Genomic DNA, 20,783 nt, shown 5'->3' on the forward strand with positions numbered 1-20,783 from the left:
AGTGAGCCCATCGTTTATTGACCATCGGCTATGAAACATGAACCCCAATCCCTCATGGTAATTGGCGGCGGCGCTGCCGGGTTTTTCTGCGCAGTTAATGCAGCAAGAATGAACACTGCATTAAAAGTGACGATCGTTGAACGTTCCAGCAGGCTCCTTTCAAAGGTAAAAATAAGCGGTGGAGGCCGTTGTAATGTAACTCATGCCTGTTTTGATATTGTAGAAATGAGCAAACGGTATCCCCGCGGAAATAATTTTGTAAAAAAACTGTTTCATCACTTTTTTACAAAAGATACGATTGAGTGGTTTAAAGAACGTGGTGTACAACTTAAAACAGAACCGGATGGGCGCATGTTTCCTGTAACTGATTCTTCCCAGACTATTATTGATTGTTTATTGAAGGAAGCGGATAAATTCAATATACAAATAAAGATGCAATGTGATATAAAAGCTGTTAGCGCTGTTAACGGAAGCTTTGAATTAGAAACATCAACACATCAGAAGCTAACCGCTGATTTTGTCTGCATTGCTACAGGAGGCGCTCCAAAAGCTTCTATGTTCGACTGGCTGAAAAACACCGGCCATAGTTTCGCTGCCCCTGTTCCGTCTTTGTTCACATTCAATTTGCCTCAACATCCTGTAACGAAATTGATGGGAGTAAGTGTAACAGATGCGGTGGTAAAAATTATAGGAACCCGGATGCAACAGCAAGGATCGGTATTGATTACGCACTGGGGGTTGAGTGGTCCGGCCATACTAAAATTAAGTGCCTACGCTGCGCGTGAGCTGGCAGAAAAAAACTGGCAGTTTGATATTTTAGTGAGCTGGTTACCACAATACAATGAACAAACGCTTAAAGAACGGATGCTGCAATTAAGAACAGAGAATGGTTCTCAATTATTACATCATAAAAATCCTTTTGGATTGCCACAACGTTTATGGGAGTTCCTCCTGCATCAGAGCGGAGTGGCGGAAGGCTGCCGGAGAGCAGATCTGCAGGCTAAACCTCAGAATGAATTAATAAGGAATCTTACAGCTTATCCTTTTTCGGTTAATGGTAAAACCACATTTAAAGAGGAATTTGTAACTGCCGGTGGACTCTTCTTAAACGAGATAGATTCCGCCACAATGATGAGCAAAAAAATACCTCACCTGTTTTTTGCAGGCGAGGTGATTGATGTAGATGGTATTACCGGTGGGTATAATTTTCAAAACGCATGGAGCACCGGGTGGGTAGCCGCCAAAGCGATTGCTGATATCGGCCTGGCTGAAAACTAAACCGGAACTGTTGTAGCAGCCGTTTCTGGCTTTTTTACGATTACCTTTCTTTTGGTCTTTTTATTTCTTCTGCCCCACCAGATCAGGAAGCCGGTAATGGGTAATGAAGTAGCCACGATGCCGGCAAGGAAGGTCGAGAGTTTTCCAACCCAGCCCCACCATTGCCCCATATGCAGCTGCCAGACAATGTTTTCTGTTTTTTCATGCTGAAGATATTTTTTATCAACCGCTATTTTCTCTCCTGTATAACGGTCATAAATAGTAATATCGGCGTTTTCGGTGCTTTTCAGGTTGGCGTGGCCGGAGGTGAAAACAAAGGCACCCAGTTCCTGCTTGTCAAAATTCCAGATGCTGACCATTTTTTTCTCGGGATAGTCTTTTTCCAAAACCTGGTAAGCAAAATACACCATGTCTTTAGAAGCTTTGGTAGTATCCATTTTGGGCAGCACTTCATCCAGATGTGCCAGCGTTCCGCCGGTAGCTTTTATGGTTAGGTTCATCAATGGATGAAAGAATATAATCAATCCTGTTGTTCCCAATATCATGCATACCAGCAGCGAGTAAAATCCATACACATTATGCAGGTCATAATTAAGGCGTTTAAACCGGGCCTTCCATTTAATAGTAAAGCTGGCCTGCCGGGTAGCTCTGTTCCATTTCTTAGGCCACCACAGCACCAGGCCGGTAATGCAGCTTATCACAAATACGATGGTTGCAATGGCTACGGTCCATCCTCCAACCTTACCTGCCAGGAGCTCTGCATGTAAATGGGCTGTTACAAAAAAGAAGAAGACCGTATTATCCACTTTCAGTACTTCACCCGAATAGGGATTTACATATACCATTGACAGCTTTCTTTTCTTGGGATTGAAAGCTCGGATACGCATGCTTCTTGCAGGATCCTTAAAAAGGACAAATTCGGAAATAGCCAGATCCGGATCATAGGCGGTTACTTTTTTAACGATTTCATCATGGGCAATACGTTTGGCCTGATGAGGCACCGTTACATATTTGGCATCGCCGGCAGTATAATCCATGATTTCCTCGTTATACACTATAATGGTGCCGGTAAGGCATACAAAAACTACAATAATGCCCGATACAATGCTGGGCCAAAGGTGCAGCCATGCAATGATCCTGTTAAACAAACTTCCTTTTTTCTTTTTTGAAGGAACCCCGCTGGTTTTAATTACTGCCATTTATATAGATAGTTTGAGATGATAAATATTGTATACTATAGCTTTAGCGGTGCTGTTTCAGGATAAAGAAGCTGGTATTGTTTAAGCACTGCTTCTGCCGCTTCCATTTTATTTTGTTTTTTAAAATAGCTTACTATAAAATCAAGCATGGGCTCAGACGGCTGAAAAGTATAGTTTACTTTTTGAGAGAAAATTTTATAGTTTTCTGTTAAATGATTCTTATTGGAAGCGATTTTTTTAAAATCGGTCCGGAATCCATCAAAAATATACCTGAGCCCGTCGAAAGTAGCAGGCAGCGGAAGCGTACCATGATCTTCATATTCGTAAAACCTGTATTGTAATGTCAGTGTCTGATTATTTATTGAATCGCAAATGTGGCGAAAAGCTTTAATGCTTTCAAAATGGTCATCAAACGATCCTTTGTCTTCATTATTGGCCTGCGAAACATATACTCTTGTATTTTTAAATTGGATACCCGGCAGCAGTTGAGCGGTTTGCTTTAACATATATTGGTGATCCCACCAGAGGCTGGGATCATGTACCAGGTAGGCATTAAAAAGATGGGTGTGGTTCAATAAAGTATAGGTAGCAAGTAACCCTCCGAAAGAATGGCCGGCAAATAGCTGATAGCCATTCGTTCTGTAAGCGCTGTCAATAGCAGGCATTAATTCTGTACCGATGAACTGTATAAAATTTTCTCCGCCGCCGCTATCGGTAAATAATATTTTGGAAGCATCATCGGGCGAACGCTTGGATGCTGGTGTAGGGGTAAGGTCTCTGGTCCTATCTGTATTATCAATACCTACCACTATCATTTCGGGGATGCTGGCATATACGCCCTTGCTTAAAAACCGAACAATGGCGGTGTAGTATTCAAAAGCCATTTCTCCGTCCAGCACATATAAAACAGGATAGCTTGCGGGGGTATATTTTTTATCGGTATAGCTTTTAGGAAGCGCTACGCGATAAGGTCTTTCTTCTTTTAAGACTTTGGAATATAGCTGGTGCTTTGTTCCGGTAAACAAAGAGTCCTGGGCTATACAGGCTGCACTTACAAAAAAAACGAGTATAGTAAAAACTGACCGTATCATTATTGATTTAAAATCAAATGTTGGACTGCTTTGTAACAGTCCAACATTTATAATTACAAATGACTAATTTAGAACCTGTAAGTAACATTAAACAGCAACATTCTCGTTGGTCCGGCATTCAGCCATGCATTGTACGTAAAATATTTCTTGTTGGCAATATTATCTATTTTAGTCGTAACCCTGAATTTCGGGGCATCGTAGAAAGCACTTGCACCAAAAACGGTATACCCGTCCAAAGTAATCTTATTAGTGTTGATGGTAAAGCTGCTGCTTTGTCCATTACCCCCTGCACCCAAACCGAAGCCTTTGAGCGGGCCGGAAGTGATTCCATAGTTCACCCACATATTACCGGCATGATAGGGTGCGCCCGGCACCCGGTTACCTTCGATGCTTGTTTGCGTGGGACCATAGTATTTTTCATACCGGATATCGTTGTAACCATAACCCATTGCAATGTTCAGGCCCGGAACGGGATTGGCCAGTATATCCACGTCTACTCCACGGCTTCTCTGCTCGTTATCCTGTATAAAATAGGTGCCCACCGCCCTGGGAACATTGGACACTTTAATATCATAAACACTAACAGTACCCGTAAGGCGATGGTGGAAGGCGTCAAATTTCACTCCTCCTTCTAATTGGTTGGCGTAAGTAGGTTTTAGGGAATTGCCAAGGGAATCCTGCCCTGCAACGTTGGAGTACCCGTTGTTATAGTTGGCATATACAGAAAGGGCATTGTCAATAATTTGATAGGAAATACCCAGCTTGGGGGAGTAGGAGGTTTGCTGGTATTGGTTTACTGCCGTGTACCTGTTAATACGCAGGCTTGCCATCAGCAACAACTTGTCTGTAACGTTCAGCACTTCAGAAACATATAAGCCGTAGCTGTTTTGGATACTTCTGTTACCGCCATAATTGGCATTGGGGAACAGCGCATCAACTTTTGCTTCTTTAATAAACAGTTGTGCGGTTGTGGCAGTAGTAGGTATGGAGTCGTATAAGGCGCTGGCCCTGGCTCCAAGCACATTGCTTCTGAAATAATCCAGTCCAACTAACAAACGGTTGCGCATATTACCGATGTTGAAATCGCCGATAAAATTCTGTTGAAATTGCTGTGTGTACAATTGGCTGCTGGGGATATCTAATACGCTTCTGCGAATCCAGGTGGTATCCGTTGCGCTTTTCTTTTTTGCAAGCAGCGAAATATAATGCGTTACATTATTATTCCGGGCCATTGAAAAGTTGGTCTGGGAGGTCCACTTGTCAGATAGTTTATATTCTGCCATACCACTTATGGCTATGGTCTGCTGGGTACTGTTAAAATCGGGATAAGCGTAAGCGTTTTTAGGGTCCAATCCAAGAGCTGATACATTTCCCTGATAATCAGTAGTACCTCCTCCTCCTCCGGGAGGCGCTTCAAAGCCGAAAAGTATGATGGGGCGGGCACTGCGGAAGTAATATCCATCAAAATGCAGCGTCAGCCGGTCAGTTGCTTTTATCAAAAGCGAAGGCGCCAGTCCTACTGTATTTTGAGAAATCTGCTGGAAAGTATTCCTGCTATCGTACACCCCGTTTAATCTTAGCAAAGCGGTTTTATCTTCATTTAATGGCGTATTATAATCAACCGTAGTCCTGGCCATATCGTAGCTGCCGGTGGTAAAGGAAATCTCACCACGTTTCACATCCAGCGGCTGCTTGGTGATCATATTATATACACCACCGTAAGACGCACCCTGGTTACCGCCAAACAAGGTAGCAGAAGGGCCTTTGATCGCTTCTATTCTTTCTACATTGAACAGGTCTGTTAGCGTTACATACCCGGTAGATACACCGTTGCGGTACATAATAGAACCGTTGGTGAAACCGCGCGACATGAACTGCAGCGTAGAGCCGCCGCTTCCGCCTGCTATGGATAAATTGCTTACACCAGGAATATTCAGCAATGCCTGCTCGGTGGTGGTTACTAACTGGTTTTTTAACAATTCACTGGGGATCACCGCATAGTTCTGCGGGTTTTCGGTGTAAGTCATCGGCATCCTGGCCACCTGTGTGCTGTTTTTGTTAACATGCCTGTAAGAAGAAGATACAATCACACGGTCCAGCACACTGGCCACTTCTGCCAACCGGATATCTTCAACAGATATCTTTGGAGTGTTAAGCTCAACAGCAACAGGCTGCGCCGTTACACCAAGGGATTTAACAGCAATAGTATATTGCCCGTAATGAATATTTCTGAATTCAAAATAACCGTTATCATCCGACATAGTTTGTCTTTGCAAAGGCTCCAACACCAGGATCACATTTTGTTGTGGCTTATTATCAGCGCTTAATATCCTGCCTTCGATAATGCCCGCTTGCTTTGTTTGAGCAAAAATGCTCGCTGTGAATGCGGTTAAAATCATCACGGTGCAAAATAGAAGGATAGAAAATTTGATTAATTTTTGTTTAAACATTGCAACTTCTTTTGGTGAATAAAACCTTAATACTTTGTTAAGGGAGTGCAAAGCTAAAAGCAGGTTGATCTTTAGTGTTTACGAGATCGGGAAATTATTTTTCGCAACAGGTAATCTTTTTAAGTTTCTCTACCAATTTCATCGTTGAAATGTACAATCAGCACCAGTTGATGCTACTGCCTCCGGATCTTGACGGCTTGGATTTAGGCAAAAGTTCTTAATGAAAAGCTGGTAAGGGTGTGCAGAAAGTCTTTCAAAAATTTGAAAGTATGGAACGTTCTTTTATTTCGCAACTATGAAACCTGTAAAACAATCAAGAAAAGTCAATGTTACCGGCATCAGCTTTTCTGTATTTTTGTAATTATTGCAATTATCAATGTGTAGCGTGAAAATGCAGGAAATATCTGAAACATTCAAGCCCCAAAAATCAATCATAAAAAAATATGTTGACTACTATTATTTATACATGAAGCCTGATAATATAAGGAAACGTTGAAAAAGAAAAACAATGAGCACCGTTACCCGATTGTTACCTGACTTTTTGGATAATCTCTATAAAAGCTTTGTATTCAACTGATACGGCTTTCCCCTGAAAACTTTAAAATAAAGTATTACGATTAATAGTTTTATGGCCGATGCGTACTTCATTAACGAGTAAATGGGCCAGGCGCGTAGGCTCGGGAATGCGGTGTTTCCTGGTACAGTGCTTAATAATATCCACACTTTGTTCAATGCTAATCTTATGGCCGGGAGACACAAATACAGGATTACAATTTACCTTCGTCCTGAGCGCTACACCTACCTGTTCCGATTTATGCATCAGGGGTGATGAGCCAAATACTGTATCAGGTGGATCTTCAAAAGTGCCGGTAAGCCTGGATTTGGCACAACCAATAGAAGGTACATCTGTAAGCAATCCAAAATGCGTTGCGATGCCCATGCGTCTTTCATGAGCAATTCCCTGACCGTCAAGTACCATCAGGTCAGGCTTTATATCCAGTTTGTTCCAGGCCATTAACAATGCAGGTACTTCTCTGAATGCCAATAATCCGGATATATAAGGAAATTTGGTTTGTGCAACAACTGATACATTTTTAACTATTGTCATTTCGGGATATTTCAGTATTACAATACCTCCGTAAACAGTGTCTTCAAATTTGTTAAAAGATATATCTGCGCCTCCGATATAATGAATTGCACCTTTAAAAGGCCGGAGATTGATCTGTTCCCGCATTTTTTTCTGAATTTGTATGGCTTCAGCAGCAGAAAGCAGCTCGTAAGAGCCGGGATGAATTATTTCCATTATTTTTATTTGAAAAATGCGAATCTGGTATCATTCTGTGAAGGCTACGGGAATTTTTTAGCTATAATTGCCTGGTCCATACCAGTTCTGAAATATCGAAGCCTGCTTTTTCCGCAATGGCCAGGTATTCATTTTTTACCGTTTCAGGCATTGTTTTTTCTCTTGATAGCAGCCATAAATAATCCCTGCTTCTGCCGCATATTAAAGCATACTGGTAATTATCGTCAATAGCAATTACATTATAACCTGCGTAAAAGGGTCCAAAGAAAGACACTTTAAGCATAGCTACTTCTTCATTACCGGCGAATTTTGCTTTCCCTATAGATTGCTCCTGTTTATATGTTTTATAATTATAACCGGTATTGGTAACTTTTATAGTACCATCTTCATTTGGGGTATAGGCAGCTGTAACATGGCTCATGTTTTTTTCAAACCGATAATCAAGCCGGGCAATTTCATACCACTTCCCGGCAAACCGCTCCTTTTTAAAGTGATTAATTGCTTTAATTCCTGTGGGTATGGTTTTACGGCAGGCAAAATAAGCAGCTGTTCCTGCTGCGATAAATAATCCGGCTCCGGTTAATAGATAAGCTTTCTTCATGATATCTGTATTAAAATAATAAAGCATAATACAAGATTTAAGCCGAAAACTGCAGCGACGGATATAATGAAAGTAACGGGCTAATAAGAATTCCTGATGCTGTTCTTTTTGTTGGTCTTTAAATCTTTTAAAGCATGCTCCCTGGCTTTAGATTTTTCTTGAGGCGAAAGTTCGGCATCCTTATTTATTTTTTCAACAAGCTTTGTATAGATGATATTCAGTCTTTTCAAATATTCTTGCTGTCCACCCGTATATATATTCAATAAGCTCATGACACCAGTATTTTCCTTTTTAAAATTATATAATAATGTGTATCAATTATAATTCATCCGTTTTATAAAGGCTGTCCGGCAAAATTGAAGATAGCTGAAGGCTATTCAGGAACTTTGACGGCCCGTTATCAATTGTGTAAGCACTTTAACGGTTACCAGCAATTGTCCTGTATGGCGCATGGTATGTTCGGCTGCATGCGTGCAAAGCCCTATTACTGTCGATGGCAGGGCAGCCCGTCCAACTCCTCTGTATGATGCTAAATCTTGTACGGTAAATTGTTTCAGGCGTTCGATGGTTATGATAACCTGATTATTAAAATGTTGCAATAAATGTTTTACTGTTGTAGCTGCCGGCACAGATTCCTGTTTCAGGTATTGCAACTGCGCATCCGTAAGGCTTTTTCCTGCTGCATAACAAAGCAGCCGGTCTAATACACCTGCAATATGTAAAAGGTGAAAAGCCGGCGGGGCACAGCCTGCAGGTTGATTCCAGAGCAATTCATCAGGGAAATCTTCCATCAGCGTGTTAATCTCTTCCTGTGCCTGCAGCATCGCATGGGCAACAGGCTGCAGCAATGGTGTAACACCATCTACTATTTCGCCTCTCAGCCAAACTTCTTTATCTTGTTTCAATGTAGTAGCTTTATATCCTGAACTAAATTACATAATCCATATAAATAAACAGTATGAATAAAATTATAGCAGCGTTAGACCTGCAGGAAAAAACAGAAATTGTTTTAAACAAGGCCGTTGAGATAGCCCGTAAGCTAAATGCTGAATTGCATCTTGTGCATGTCATACCACCTATTGGCTCTTATACAGGAGTGAATGTCATGGATCCGCTGGGTGCTATTGAACCGGCTATTTTACCTAATGAAATGGAATTGATCGATACTTATAAGAAAACTGCAGCAGAGCAATTAGAGAAACTGGTTGAACCGCTTCCGGTAAAACCTGCCGCTATCAATATCCTGCTTGGGTCTGTGGAAGATGAAGTGGTAAACTATGCACGGGAAGCGGGCGCGGAAATGATTGTAGTAGGTATGCGTCACCATGGGGCACTATCCCGTTTATTAAATGGTGAAACTTCTGTAAGGATTTTACATGAGGCACAGATCCCTATTCTTGTTGTACCCACTGTTGAAAATTAATTGTAATTACTTTATGAATCAAAAAAGTATCCTGCCTGTTTTTTTAATATTACTTATTTATAGTTTTTCAGCTGCGGCGCAGCAACAGCCTAAACAGCCCAATATCATTTTCATACTGGCCGATGATTTAGGCATTGGTGATATAGGAGTGTACGGCCAACAGAAAATAAAAACACCTAATATTGATCTCCTGGCACACCAGGGGATGAAGTTTAGCCAGTTCTATTCCGGCACTTCTGTTTGTGCGCCATCCCGCTCATCGCTGATGACCGGCCAGCATACGGGCCATACGCCTGTCCGGGGTAATAAAGCCACCTCACCGGAGGGGCAATGGCCATTACCGGCAGATGCGGTTACGGTTGCTGAAGTTCTAAAAGATGCAGGCTATGCAACCGGCTGCTTTGGAAAGTGGGGCCTGGGTTACATCGAAACCCCTGGAAATCCTGTCAGGCAGGGCTTTGACGAGTTTTATGGATATAATTGTCAATCGCTGGCGCACGACTATTTTCCCGATCATTTATGGCACAACAATACAAGGGTAGATCTGCCCAACTCACCGCAGGATCAGCAGGTGTATTCCGCACAGCTCATTCATGATAAGGCAAAAGCTTTTATTGAAAGCAACAGCAGCGAGCCGTTTTTTCTTTTTCTGTCGTACACTTTGCCGCACGCGGCATTGCAGTTACCACAGAATGATTCCTTATTTACTTTTTATAAAAAAATGTTTAACGAGCAGCCTGTAGCTGTTGCAAGCGGCTGGGCTGGCAAAGGGTATCAGCCGCAGGCTTATCCCCGTGCAGCTTATGCGGCAATGGTCAGCCGGTTGGATCTGTACGTAGGAGAAGTCAAACAGCAATTGGAACAATTAGGTATCGACAAAAATACCTTGATCATTTTTGCAAGTGATAACGGTGTGCATAAGGAAGGGGGCAATGACCCTGCTTTTTTCAGCAGCAATGGCGGCTTCCGGGGTTTTAAAAGAGATCTGTATGAAGGCGGTATCCGAACGCCTTTTATTGCATACTGGCCTGGTACAATAAAACCCCGTTCACAGTCTAAGTACATTGGCGCCTTTTGGGATGTATTGCCCACATGCGCACAGCTGGCAGGAACCAAAGCTCCGGCCGGTATTGATGGTATATCTTTTGTGCAGGAACTGCTGGGGCGCAAACAAAAGCAGCATGATCATTTGTATTGGGAGTTTCATGAGCAGGGAGGCAAACAGGCAGTACGCATGGGCCGCTGGAAAGCCGTACGGTTAAAGGCAATGGAAACCGCTACTCCGATAGAATTATATGATCTTGATACAGACCCTGCTGAAAAAAATAATGTAGCCGCCGCTCATCCCGGCATTGTATCTGAAATCGCTACGATCATGCAGAAGGAGCATATAGAAAATACAGACTTTCCTTTCCGGCCCTAGGAGGCGGTAAAGTGGTGCATTGATGGCATAACATTTTTCTGATTCATAAAGGCACGAATCAGGCGGCCGTAATAATTCGCCGATGTTGGCGTTATCATCAAAATATTTATGTGAGCGGTGTAAATTAATTGACCTGTAAAGAAAATCTATACATGACTATTGCTTGTTTTTCTCTTTTATGGGCTTACAGGTATTCTCATCTGCAGGTCTGATCCTGGTTAGAGATAACTCGGGTCAAAGCAAAAAATACAGTATATCTGGACTTAGCTGCTGCATCCTTCAGCGCAAACCCCTCTGATATTGGAGGCTTTTATGCTTCCTGTCACTCCCTGAATTTTCAGCAGGCTTATTTGCCCGGTTATTAAGCTCCTAAGTGGTGCAAGGATTATAAAGAATGTATTGTACCCCGTTAACCCATGAAAGGGGAATATTTATTTAACCCTATGCATAGTTTTAGGATTGAATTTAAAATGCGTTTGCCCCATTCCATCCTTTTTTTCAGGACAGATCAGGATGCCCCGGAATAAGAAACCTATTATCTTGAGGAATGATTGTAAGCATTGGGCGGTTATTATAGCTGCTTTTGTAATGATCTTAACTCAATAACCTGTTACATGCAACGACTTGCTTTTAAAATGAAACTATTCAAAGGCTATGAAGCCGAGTATAAGAAAAGACATGATGCGCTATGGCCCGAGTTATCGGTCCTGCTGAAGGAAACCGGGGTGAGCGATTATGCTATCTTCCTGGACAGCGATACCAATGACCTGCTGGGTGTGCTGAAGCTGGAAGAGGGTAAATCAATGGACGATCTTCCTTCGCATCCTGTAATGAAAAAATGGTGGGCCTATATGGCCGATATTATGGAAACCAACCCTGACCATTCGCCTGTATCGGTGCCGCTTAAAGAAGTGTTTTACATGCCTTAATACTTATCAGCCTAACTCCTAAATGGAGATGATGCTTATCAGGATCAGTAAAGCGTTCTTACTTGTAATTGCTTTAATGCCAGCCGGTATGGCTGCAGCACAGTATGTTACCGGTAAAGGCAATGATGCTACCATGCCGTTGCATCTTATGAAGCCGGATTATGATATTCCTTACGGGGAAACCACTACCGAAAAAGTGAAGCAGGTACTGGACCGTGTGTATCATTATCTTCATACTGTAACGCCTGCGCAATTAGTGCATAAACAAACTGGAGCAGATATGCCACTGGCAAAGGCCGATGGGGACGCTATATTAAGAAGGGCGATTTCAGGCTGACCAGTTGAACCCTATCCAGGGATTTATTTTCCCGGATATTTGTCAATATTGCAAATATTTTTTTGAGGCTAAACCTTATCTGGTGCGCCTTTCTGCTACTTGCAGCAGTGATTTCAGGATAGAACAGGATGCCTGAATTTTACCAACACTTTACCTTAGATAAGGATTGTAAGCCAGTATTGTTATTGCCCCGGTTTTATTTCAATGGCTTTATGTTGTAGTATAAAGGAAGAAGCTTTTTTATGAAAAACCTGTTTTTTATTTTTATCTGTATAGAAGAACCCTTAAATAAAATGAACATGAAACGAAAGACGTATGCTTGCTGCAGGCTGTTCTTAACAGTAGCCATTTTTTGTTTGCCTTTGTTTTTATTAGGCCAACAGCCAGTCACGGTTACCGGCACTGTTCTGGATGAAACGGCTAAACCGGTTGTGAAGGCCAGTGTTAAACTGAAAGGAAGTGAGATGACGGTTGTGACAGATGATAATGGTGTCTTTAAGATCAACGCACCGTTACATTCAACATTGGTAATTTCCAATGTAGGATTTGAAACACAGGAGGTAGTGGTGAATGATAAGACGCCTACTATTATTTTAAAAACCATGATTTCTGAAATGGATCAGGTTGTAGTTGTCGGTTATGGAACTCAGAAAAAATCGGATGTTACAGGCGCTGTGGCGAGCGTTAGTGCCGAAGCTTTAACAAACCGTCCTGTAAACAACGCTATAGAAGCTCTACAGGGAAAAGCTGCAGGTGTTGATATTAAATCAAGCGAACGGCCGGGAACTATTGGAAGTGTTCGTATTCGTGGAAATCGTTCCTTATCGGCAAGTAATTCGCCGTTGTATGTGGTAGATGGAGTGCCTTTGATGTCTGCTTCGTCGATTGAAACATTAAACCCCAGAGACATTGAATCTATCGATATCCTTAAAGATGCCTCTGCCACTGCGATCTATGGTTCACGTGGTGCAAACGGCGTTATTATTGTTACCACCAAACAGGGAAAATCAGGTCGCTTCAATTTGAATTATGATGGAACAATAACAACATCTAAAATAGTAGATCGTTCACCTTCAATGAGCGCTGCTGACTTTATTGAATTCCGGCGCTGGGCTGCGTACAACCTTAATCCAACGCTTTATGCAAACCCCAATGCCCCAACAGAGGCAAATGATAAATTGATTTTTGATAGCCCGTTAGACCGTCAGACATCCAGGGATAATGTGCTGAAAGGATGGGCCGGAGGTACCTGGGATCCTTCAAAAGTAACCAATACCGACTGGACTAAATTTGTGACGCAAACCGGTATTACTTCCGAGCATGTTTTAAGCGCAAGCGGCGGTTCGGATAAAATGAATGCCTACGGATCATTTGGATATTTAAATAATAAAGGTACTCAAAGAGGACAGTCATACGAACGTTATACCACTAAACTCAGTATCAATATTACTCCGGTTGACTGGTTCAAGCTGGCCGCATCTTTAAATGTTTCGTGGGGCGAGCAGGACTATGGTATGTCTACATTGGGCGCCCGTAGTGGAACAGCGCCTAATGCTATTTACGGAGCAGCTAAGTCGCTCTACAATATGTCAGTACCTTTTGATAATGATGGGAACCTGGTTATTAATCCGGGTGGAGAAAGCGCCATTTACAGCATAATGAATGAATGGGAAAAAAGCACACAGCTATCACAAACATTACGTGCCCTGGGTAATTTTTCCGCTACGCTGGAAGCTGGAAAAATATGGGACCCTTTAAAGGGATTGAGTTATAAACTGAATTTTGGACCTGATTTCCGCCACTGGAGGGAAGGTGTTTATATTGACGGCACTTCTTCTTTAAGAGTAAACGCGAACGGAAGTGCCGGCGTTAACTATGCACGCCTGCAGAACCGCCGTGATTTTTCATGGACTTTGGATAATATGATCACTTACGACCGCACTTTTGCCAGCATACATAAGGTAGGGGCTACGTTATTACAGACAGCTTCTTCCTGGAATATCGAAAACTCATCAATGACGGCCAGCAACATCTCTAAACCTTCCTTTCTATGGAATGCCATGGGATCGGTTGATATAACTAACCCTAACAATAAAGCAGGGATGAGTTCAGGGATTAATCAGCGCCAGCTGAGCTCTTATATGGTTCGCTTAAACTATGGTTTTGATAACCGTTATTTATTAACCGTATCGGGCCGTTGGGATGGGGCCTCACAATTAGGAGACAGTACAAGTAAAATAGACTTTTTCCCTTCCGCAGCACTGGCCTGGCGTTTGGATAATGAAGAATTTATTAAAAATATTAGCTGGATTGATAACCTGAAACTACGTTTAGGTTTTGGTACAACCGGTAATGCTGCTGTGGACCCGTATGGTACAAGAGGACTTATTTCTTCTATCTATCTTCCATTTAACGGTATGAGCAACCAGATTGGTTTTACTACTAACGAACCTTATTACTCAGCCAGCCAGACTACTTTGGCCAATCCTAGATTAGGATGGGAAAAAACCACCCAGTATAACCTGGGCTTAGATTTTAATTTTCTTAAAGGCAGAGTGGGGGGGAGTATTGATGTCTACAAATCCAATACCTCTGACCTGTTGATGCTGGTAAACATCCCTACATTAACGGGTTTTCCTAACATCTACAGCAATATAGGTAAAACAAAGAATCACGGCGTAGAAGTTACCTTAAACTTTGTTCCTGTAGAAACAAAAAGTGGCTTTTTATGGGAGTCCAGTTTTAATGCAGCATGGCAACAGGATGAAATAGTGGAGTTGGCTTACGGAAAAAATGATATGGTGGATAATGCCTGGTTTATTGGAAGATCGATCAATGTGCTATATGGGTATGATAACCTGGGATTGTGGCAAGACACACCGGAAGATCTGGCAGAAATGGCTTTATGGAATGCTAATGGATATAAATTTACACCTGGAAATGTTCGACCCAAAGATCAGAATGGCGATCACAAAATGACTATCGATGATAGAGTGGTACTTGGTAACAACAATCCGAAGTGGACCCTGGGCTGGAACAACTCCTTTAGCTTTAAAAATATTGAGTTGGCAATGAGTCTTTACGGTCGTATGGGGTATACTGCTAATGTGGGAGGCGAAGCGTTAACAGCGCATAGTAATCAACGCGAAGTAGATTACTGGACTCCTGATAATCCCGGTGCCGAGTTCCAGAAACCTATTTTAGGACAGGCATCTTCGGGGTCTCAGGACCAGTTTTCTGGACTTCTCGGATTTAAGAAAGCTTCATTTATTAAAATTCGCAATATCTCTTTAGGTTATAACGTACCTAAAAACCTGTGTTCAAAAATCGGGCTCAATAATGTAAAATTATACGGCCAGGCATTAAATCCAGGTAATATTTATCAATCGTTAAGCTGGTATGATTTTGATACAGATGCCACCTACTTCAACCGCGGTTTTGTTGTAGGGCTTTCGGTTGGCTTTTAGCGAATGTAGCATATAGCGAAATAGCAGTAAAGGAATAATATAAAAACAAAGAAAATGAATACGATTAAAAATATAAAATTGGGTCTTTTATTCATTACGGCCTTGTCACTCGGCGCTTGTAAAAAAAGCTTTCTTGATGAGGTATTGGACCATCAATACTCAACAGATTATTTAAAAACACCTGAAGGTATTGAGGCATTAACGATATCCCTTTATGGTAATATCCGATGGCACTTTGGTTTTGAATGGGCTTATGGCACTACTCTTTACGGAACAGATGAGTTTACGAATGCCAATGATTTAACCAACGAAATGTGGAACACCTATGACAACCGTTTCGGCCCTATACATGCAACTACCGCCATGGGCGCCGCCAATGGAAATGCAACCTCTCCGGCAGCGCTTTGGGATGAAATGTATTATGGCATTGCATCTGCCAATACTATTATTGCCTATGCGCCACTTTATATTACCGATGAGAAAATACGTAACCGTTGTTTAGCCCATGCACATTTTTTACGCGGATATAACTATTACCGCCTTACGGCGCAGTATGGTGGTGTAGTGCTTCAAACAGAACCTGTACAAAGTGTTGTACGCAATTTTACCCGTTCTACCGAAGAGCAATCCTGGGCCCAGGTCATTTCAGATTTTCGTAAAGCGTATGAACTTTTTGAAGGGGAAGTATATACATATGGCAAAGGAATTACCTGGACTAAAGCTACTGCAGCACATTTCCTGGCTAAAGCCTTATTATTCCGTGCCTCAGAACGTTGCAGTAGCTGGAACAGCCAGTATAAGCAGGCAGATCTTACGGAAGCAATTGCTGCCTGTACTTACGCAATAAATGCAAGAGGGGCTTTAACCCCTAATTATAGCGATTTGTACGCTAACTGGACGGGTGTTGATTGTCCTAACGAGCAACTGGATGAAATATTAATGGCCGCAGGCCATAATGCAGATGCGAGCACAGTGGGACGTTTTGGAAACCGTACCTATAACTATTTCTCTCCCCAGTTTTCCAGTTTCTCAGGAGGTTGGGTGAGACGTGGCGTATGGATAGGCAGCATGGACTTTCAGCGTTGCCGTCCTACCGAGTATAGTTATGCCGTTTACGATCATGTAAACGATGCGCGTATGTGGAAAACCTTTAAAACGGTTTATGGAATAAATACCATTGTAGGTACCAATGAAAAAGGACTTCAATTAGGCGATCCGGCTGTTGTTATGATTTTAAATACAAAGGATGATCGCACTTATGATGGGTATAAGTTTGGCGCAGCGATACAGGTGCCTAACTGGAAAGATGACAATAGCCGTTTGCCTGAGTGGAAGGTAGGATCTCGTCAAACTGCAACAGCAGGATCGCTGACCACTAAAGTGGGGCAATATGCGCCCAACTCATTGGTACTTTATCAAAACGGTCAATATGTTGCTCCAACATTTAAAAATCAGCCTATTTGTAATTTTTTTGCCGGTATCAATAAAACAGATGATGGTTCCAGAACTGCCGAAAGAGGAGATGCGCATCGTGATGTAACAATGGCCCGTTTGGCAGAAACTTACCTGGTACGCGCCGAATGTTACGCACGCCAGGAAAAATATGGTGAGGCCATGGCTGACATCAATGTTGTTCGGGCACGGGCACAATGGAAAAGTGGTGAAAACAGGTCTTTTTATAGCGATGGCTCGCAGGCTTTTAAAGTAAATTCTTTAAATACAGGATCAGCTGCAACAAATTTTATTAATTCTAACTTGGATATGAATACGTATTATTTGTCTAATCCCACAATTCCGGTAACTACAGCAGCATCCAACTTATTGCTAACATCTTTTCCTGCAAATTTGCCGGCAGAGGATGAAGCAGTTCTTGCAAAAATCGGCGCTTCAGGTAATTTCGACCGTGCTTTAAACTTTATTCTTAACGAGCGCACCCGCGAATTATTAGGAGAGTGGCAACGTTGGGAAACTTTATCCCGTACGGGAACTTTGATCAAGCGTGCCAAAGCCTTTAATCCTGAAGCGGCACCTAATATCACAACGAACAAACACGAATTGCGTCCTGTTCCACAATCCTTTATTGATGGCTTATTAAATGAAGACGGAAGTAATTTATCGGCTGATCAGAAAAAAGCCTGGCAAAACCCGGGCTATTAAACTGGTAAACTCAATAAAAAGTGCCGCTTTAAAAGGCGGCATTTTTCATATTAAAAGAAACAGGACAGTTCAGGATTGCTGTTTTGACAGGAACTTTAATTTTACGTACAGGCAACAGTTTAAAATGTTGTATAGATGATATTGAAGTAAAACGATTATTGCTGTTGTTTCCCCGGGAGTATTGATATAGGATAAACGTACTTTCAAGTGTAATGAATTGTTTTGCAGATGCAGCGCTGAAAAATTAAATCTATTGAGTAATGGCTGATATAAGATCAAAACCCGGCACGCATATCCTGATCCTGAAAGCGGGCTGGTGTTTATTCTTGTTTTTTATGCTGGTACAGGGCAATGCGCAAATAGAATGGCCTGCTGTTACGCAGCAGAATAAACCCTGGACACGCTGGTGGTGGGAAGGCAGTGCGGTAAACGAAGCCGGCCTCAGCTGGAACCTGCAACAATACCAGGATGCGGGGCTTGGCGGGGTGGAAATAACACCTATCTATGGTATTTATGGCCAGGAAAAAAACTTTGTACCGTTTCTGTCACCACGCTGGATGCAGCTTTTTGCTTATACGCTTAAAGAAAGTAAGCGGCTTGGTTTGGGTGTAGACCTGGCCAATGGAACCGGTTGGCCTTTTGGTGGCCCCTGGGTAAAAGATGCTGATGCCAGTAAGAGTATCTTTAATAAAGTGTCCACTGTAGACGCAGGACAGCAGCTAAAAGAACCGGTGGTGTTTGAACGGGAAGGATTTGTTCGAACGGCTAATGGAAGGCGCGTGAATGTTGAAACGGTAAAAAATCCGCTTACTGAAAATACAAATTTACAGGAGCTGGCGCTGGACCAGGTTCAGTTCCCGGGCAGGCTGCCGCTTGTGGCTTTAATGGCTTATGATAAGTGCGGCAAAGCGATCAATCTTACGGATAAGGTAGATGCTGCGGGGAAACTGCAGTGGGTGGCTCCTGCTACTTCGCCGGAATGGACATTGTATGCTTTATTTGAAGGATTACATGGTAAAATGGTAGAACGTGCAGCGCCGGGCGGAGAGGGCTATGCCATCGACCATTTTTCCAGGGAGGCAGCGCAGCATTATTTTAAGCGCTTCGATGAAGCTTTTAAAGGATATGACATCAGCTACCTGCGATCTTTCTTTAATGATTCTTACGAAGTGGATGATGCCCGCGGCGATGCGAACTGGACCCCTGCTTTTTTTGAGGAGTTTGAAAACCGCAGGGGCTACGATTTACGGAACGAATTGCCGGCTTTATTCGGGCGTTCCGATGCCGAAAGGAACAGCCGTGTTATTTACGATTATCGTTCTGTAATTGACGAGCTGCTGTTGGAACATTTTACAATTGAATGGAAAAAATGGGCCGGAGGTAAAGGTAAAATGCTGCGCAATCAAAGTCATGGGTCACCTGCTAATACTTTAGATTTGTATAGCGTGGTCGATATTCCCGAAACAGAAGGCAATGATGTGCTGCGTTTTAAGTTTGCCACATCTGCCGCCAATGTTACCGGCAAGCAGTTGGTCTCGTCAGAATCGGCAACATGGCTGAACGAACATTTCTTGTCATCCTGGGGCGATGTAAAAAAGGCATTGGATCTTTTCTTTCTGGGAGGTGTTAACCATATCTTTTATCACGGTACGGAATATTCGCCCAAAGAGGCCGCATGGCCCGGCTGGTTGTTTTATGCCGCAGTTCATTTTCAGCCCGAAAACCCTCAATGGCGTCACTTTCATGCGCTGAATAAATATGTGGCAAGGGTGCAGTCTTTTTTACAAAGCGGGAAACCTGATAATGATATCCTTTTGTATTATCCCATTACCGATCGGTATGCCCGGCCGGGCAAAGACCTCCTGCAGCACTTTGATGGTATGGAGAAGAATTTTGAACAGACAGGTTTTGAGCACGTATCCCGGGAAATGACAGAGAAAGAATATAGCTTCGATTTCTTTTCAGACAGGCAACTGCAGCAATTTAATTTTTCTGGTGGTAAAATAATTACTGGCGGCAATGCGTACAAGGCTATACTGTTGCCGGGTAATCAACTGATCAATGACGCATCTCTCGACAAAATAATAAAGCTGGTGCAGGCCGGCGCTACCTTGCTGGTGTATAAAAATTTTCCTGCTGATGTTCCGGGGTTGAATAACGTGCCCGAACGGCGGAAAAAGCTGACCACATTTTTAGCTCAGCTGAATCTTCAAAAAGAAGGTATCGCCACTAAAGCTGCTTTTGGAAAAGGAAAAATATTTATAAGTGGAGATACCGAAGCATTAATGCGCTATGCGAATGCAAGGGCTGAAAAACCCGGTGACAGATCCGTATATGTATTGCGCCGCAAAAACCAGCAGGGACATTTCTATTTTATCAATAACCGTACGGATCATAAGGTTGAAGAGTGGATAAGGCTGGCGGATCATGCGGCTTCCGTGGCTTTATTCGATCCTGCAAGTGATCAGAAAGGAATAGCAAAAACCAGGAAAGCAGCTAACGGAGGTATAGAAGTATGGGTGCAATTAGAACCTTACGCATCGTTAATTGTGCAGGCCTATCATGCCAGGAAAACAGGTTCGCTTTATCCTTACCAGTCTCCTGCTGGGGAAGCGGTGGTTTTAAATGGTAAATGGAAGCTTGACTTTATGGAAGGAGGCCCGGCATTACCTCCTTCAGTATTGCTTGACAAACCCGGCCCGTGGACAGCGCTGGAAGGGGAAGCGGTTAAGAACTTTTCAGGTATAGCTAAATATACATATGAATTTGATAAGCCGCATCCGGCTAAAGCGTACCTGCTAAACCTCGGTAATGTGCATGAAACGGCTGAAATAGTATTAAATGGTAAAAAGGCAGGTATACTGATCGGTCCGTCGTTTACGGTTACTATTCCTGCTTCAGCCTTTCAGCCAAAGAATAAGCTGGAAATCGTAGTGGCTAATTTAATGGCCAACAGGATATCCTATATGGACAGGAATCATATCCCCTGGAAAATATTTTACAATACCAATATGCCGGCACGAAAGCCGGAGAATGTGAAGAATGGCTTATTTGATGCATCGCACTGGAAACCGGTCGCATCAGGGCTTTCGGGGCCTGTTACTTTAACGCCCCTGCAATAAATA

The 20,783-nt window shown here is 42.7% G+C and carries 15 protein-coding genes; 8 read left to right on the plus strand and 7 right to left on the minus strand.

The features are described 5' to 3' along the window. Window positions 1-30 precede the first annotated feature (30 nt). Window positions 31-1,278, plus strand: coding sequence for a BaiN/RdsA family NAD(P)/FAD-dependent oxidoreductase (locus tag ACYVBM_RS21160; RefSeq protein ID WP_460687693.1), 1,248 nt, complete (start codon window positions 31-33; stop codon window positions 1,276-1,278). Here ACYVBM_RS21160 and ACYVBM_RS21165 read toward each other — a convergent pair. The 7 genes from ACYVBM_RS21165 to ACYVBM_RS21195 all read right to left on the minus strand — a co-directional run bounded on the left by ACYVBM_RS21165 (window position 1,275) and on the right by ACYVBM_RS21195 (window position 8,827). After that, window positions 1,275-2,477: a PepSY-associated TM helix domain-containing protein gene (locus tag ACYVBM_RS21165; protein WP_460687694.1), complete on the minus strand. Its 1,203-nt coding sequence runs from the start codon at window positions 2,475-2,477 to the stop codon at window positions 1,275-1,277. The genes ACYVBM_RS21160 and ACYVBM_RS21165 overlap by 4 nt on opposite strands. Window positions 2,478-2,512: 35 nt before the next feature. Further along, on the minus strand, window positions 2,513-3,568 hold the full coding sequence (locus ACYVBM_RS21170; protein ID WP_460687695.1) for an alpha/beta hydrolase: 1,056 nt from the start codon (window positions 3,566-3,568) through the stop codon (window positions 2,513-2,515). Window positions 3,569-3,636: 68 nt separating this feature from the next. Continuing rightward, a complete protein-coding gene (locus ACYVBM_RS21175; RefSeq protein WP_460687696.1) occupies window positions 3,637-5,967 on the minus strand; it encodes a TonB-dependent receptor domain-containing protein in 2,331 nt (776 codons plus the stop codon). A gap of 649 nt (window positions 5,968-6,616) precedes the next feature. After that, entirely contained in the window at window positions 6,617-7,321 is a 705-nt protein-coding gene (gene nfi, locus ACYVBM_RS21180) for a deoxyribonuclease V (protein ID WP_460687697.1), read from the minus strand. A gap of 61 nt (window positions 7,322-7,382) precedes the next feature. Further along, a complete protein-coding gene (locus ACYVBM_RS21185; RefSeq protein ID WP_460687698.1) occupies window positions 7,383-7,922 on the minus strand; it encodes a lipocalin family protein in 540 nt (179 codons plus the stop codon). An 80-nt stretch (window positions 7,923-8,002) separates the two neighbouring features. Then, window positions 8,003-8,194 (minus strand): hypothetical protein, encoded by a 192-nt coding sequence (locus tag ACYVBM_RS21190; protein ID WP_460687699.1) that lies wholly within the window; start codon window positions 8,192-8,194, stop codon window positions 8,003-8,005. 105 nt (window positions 8,195-8,299) lie between these two features. Beyond that, a complete protein-coding gene (locus ACYVBM_RS21195; RefSeq protein ID WP_460687700.1) occupies window positions 8,300-8,827 on the minus strand; it encodes a DinB family protein in 528 nt (175 codons plus the stop codon). A 53-nt stretch (window positions 8,828-8,880) separates the two neighbouring features. Here ACYVBM_RS21195 and ACYVBM_RS21200 point away from each other — a divergent pair, with 53 nt between their 5' ends. The 7 genes from ACYVBM_RS21200 to ACYVBM_RS21230 all read left to right on the plus strand — a co-directional run bounded on the left by ACYVBM_RS21200 (window position 8,881) and on the right by ACYVBM_RS21230 (window position 20,780). Next, window positions 8,881-9,345, plus strand: a complete 465-nt coding sequence (locus tag ACYVBM_RS21200) for a universal stress protein (RefSeq protein WP_460687701.1) — start codon at window positions 8,881-8,883, stop codon at window positions 9,343-9,345. 13 nt (window positions 9,346-9,358) lie between these two features. Continuing rightward, window positions 9,359-10,768 carry an arylsulfatase gene (locus ACYVBM_RS21205; protein WP_460687702.1) on the plus strand — a complete coding sequence of 470 codons (1,410 nt, stop codon included), beginning with the start codon at window positions 9,359-9,361 and terminating at the stop codon, window positions 10,766-10,768. A gap of 614 nt (window positions 10,769-11,382) precedes the next feature. After that, window positions 11,383-11,697 (plus strand): L-rhamnose mutarotase, encoded by a 315-nt coding sequence (rhaM, locus tag ACYVBM_RS21210; RefSeq protein ID WP_460687703.1) that lies wholly within the window; start codon window positions 11,383-11,385, stop codon window positions 11,695-11,697. A 28-nt stretch (window positions 11,698-11,725) separates the two neighbouring features. Continuing rightward, the gene (locus tag ACYVBM_RS21215; RefSeq protein ID WP_460687704.1) at window positions 11,726-12,034 is read left to right on the plus strand and encodes a hypothetical protein; all 309 of its coding nucleotides are present in this window, start codon (window positions 11,726-11,728) and stop codon (window positions 12,032-12,034) included. Between the two features lie 299 nt (window positions 12,035-12,333). Next, on the plus strand, window positions 12,334-15,501 hold the full coding sequence (locus ACYVBM_RS21220) for a SusC/RagA family TonB-linked outer membrane protein (protein WP_460687705.1): 3,168 nt from the start codon (window positions 12,334-12,336) through the stop codon (window positions 15,499-15,501). A 54-nt stretch (window positions 15,502-15,555) separates the two neighbouring features. Continuing rightward, a complete protein-coding gene (locus ACYVBM_RS21225; protein WP_460687706.1) occupies window positions 15,556-17,658 on the plus strand; it encodes a RagB/SusD family nutrient uptake outer membrane protein in 2,103 nt (700 codons plus the stop codon). A 260-nt stretch (window positions 17,659-17,918) separates the two neighbouring features. Next, a complete protein-coding gene (locus ACYVBM_RS21230) occupies window positions 17,919-20,780 on the plus strand; it encodes a glycosyl hydrolase (RefSeq protein ID WP_460687707.1) in 2,862 nt (953 codons plus the stop codon). Window positions 20,781-20,783: the final 3 nt, after the last annotated feature.

It is taken from the genome of Niabella aquatica (assembly GCF_054779315.1).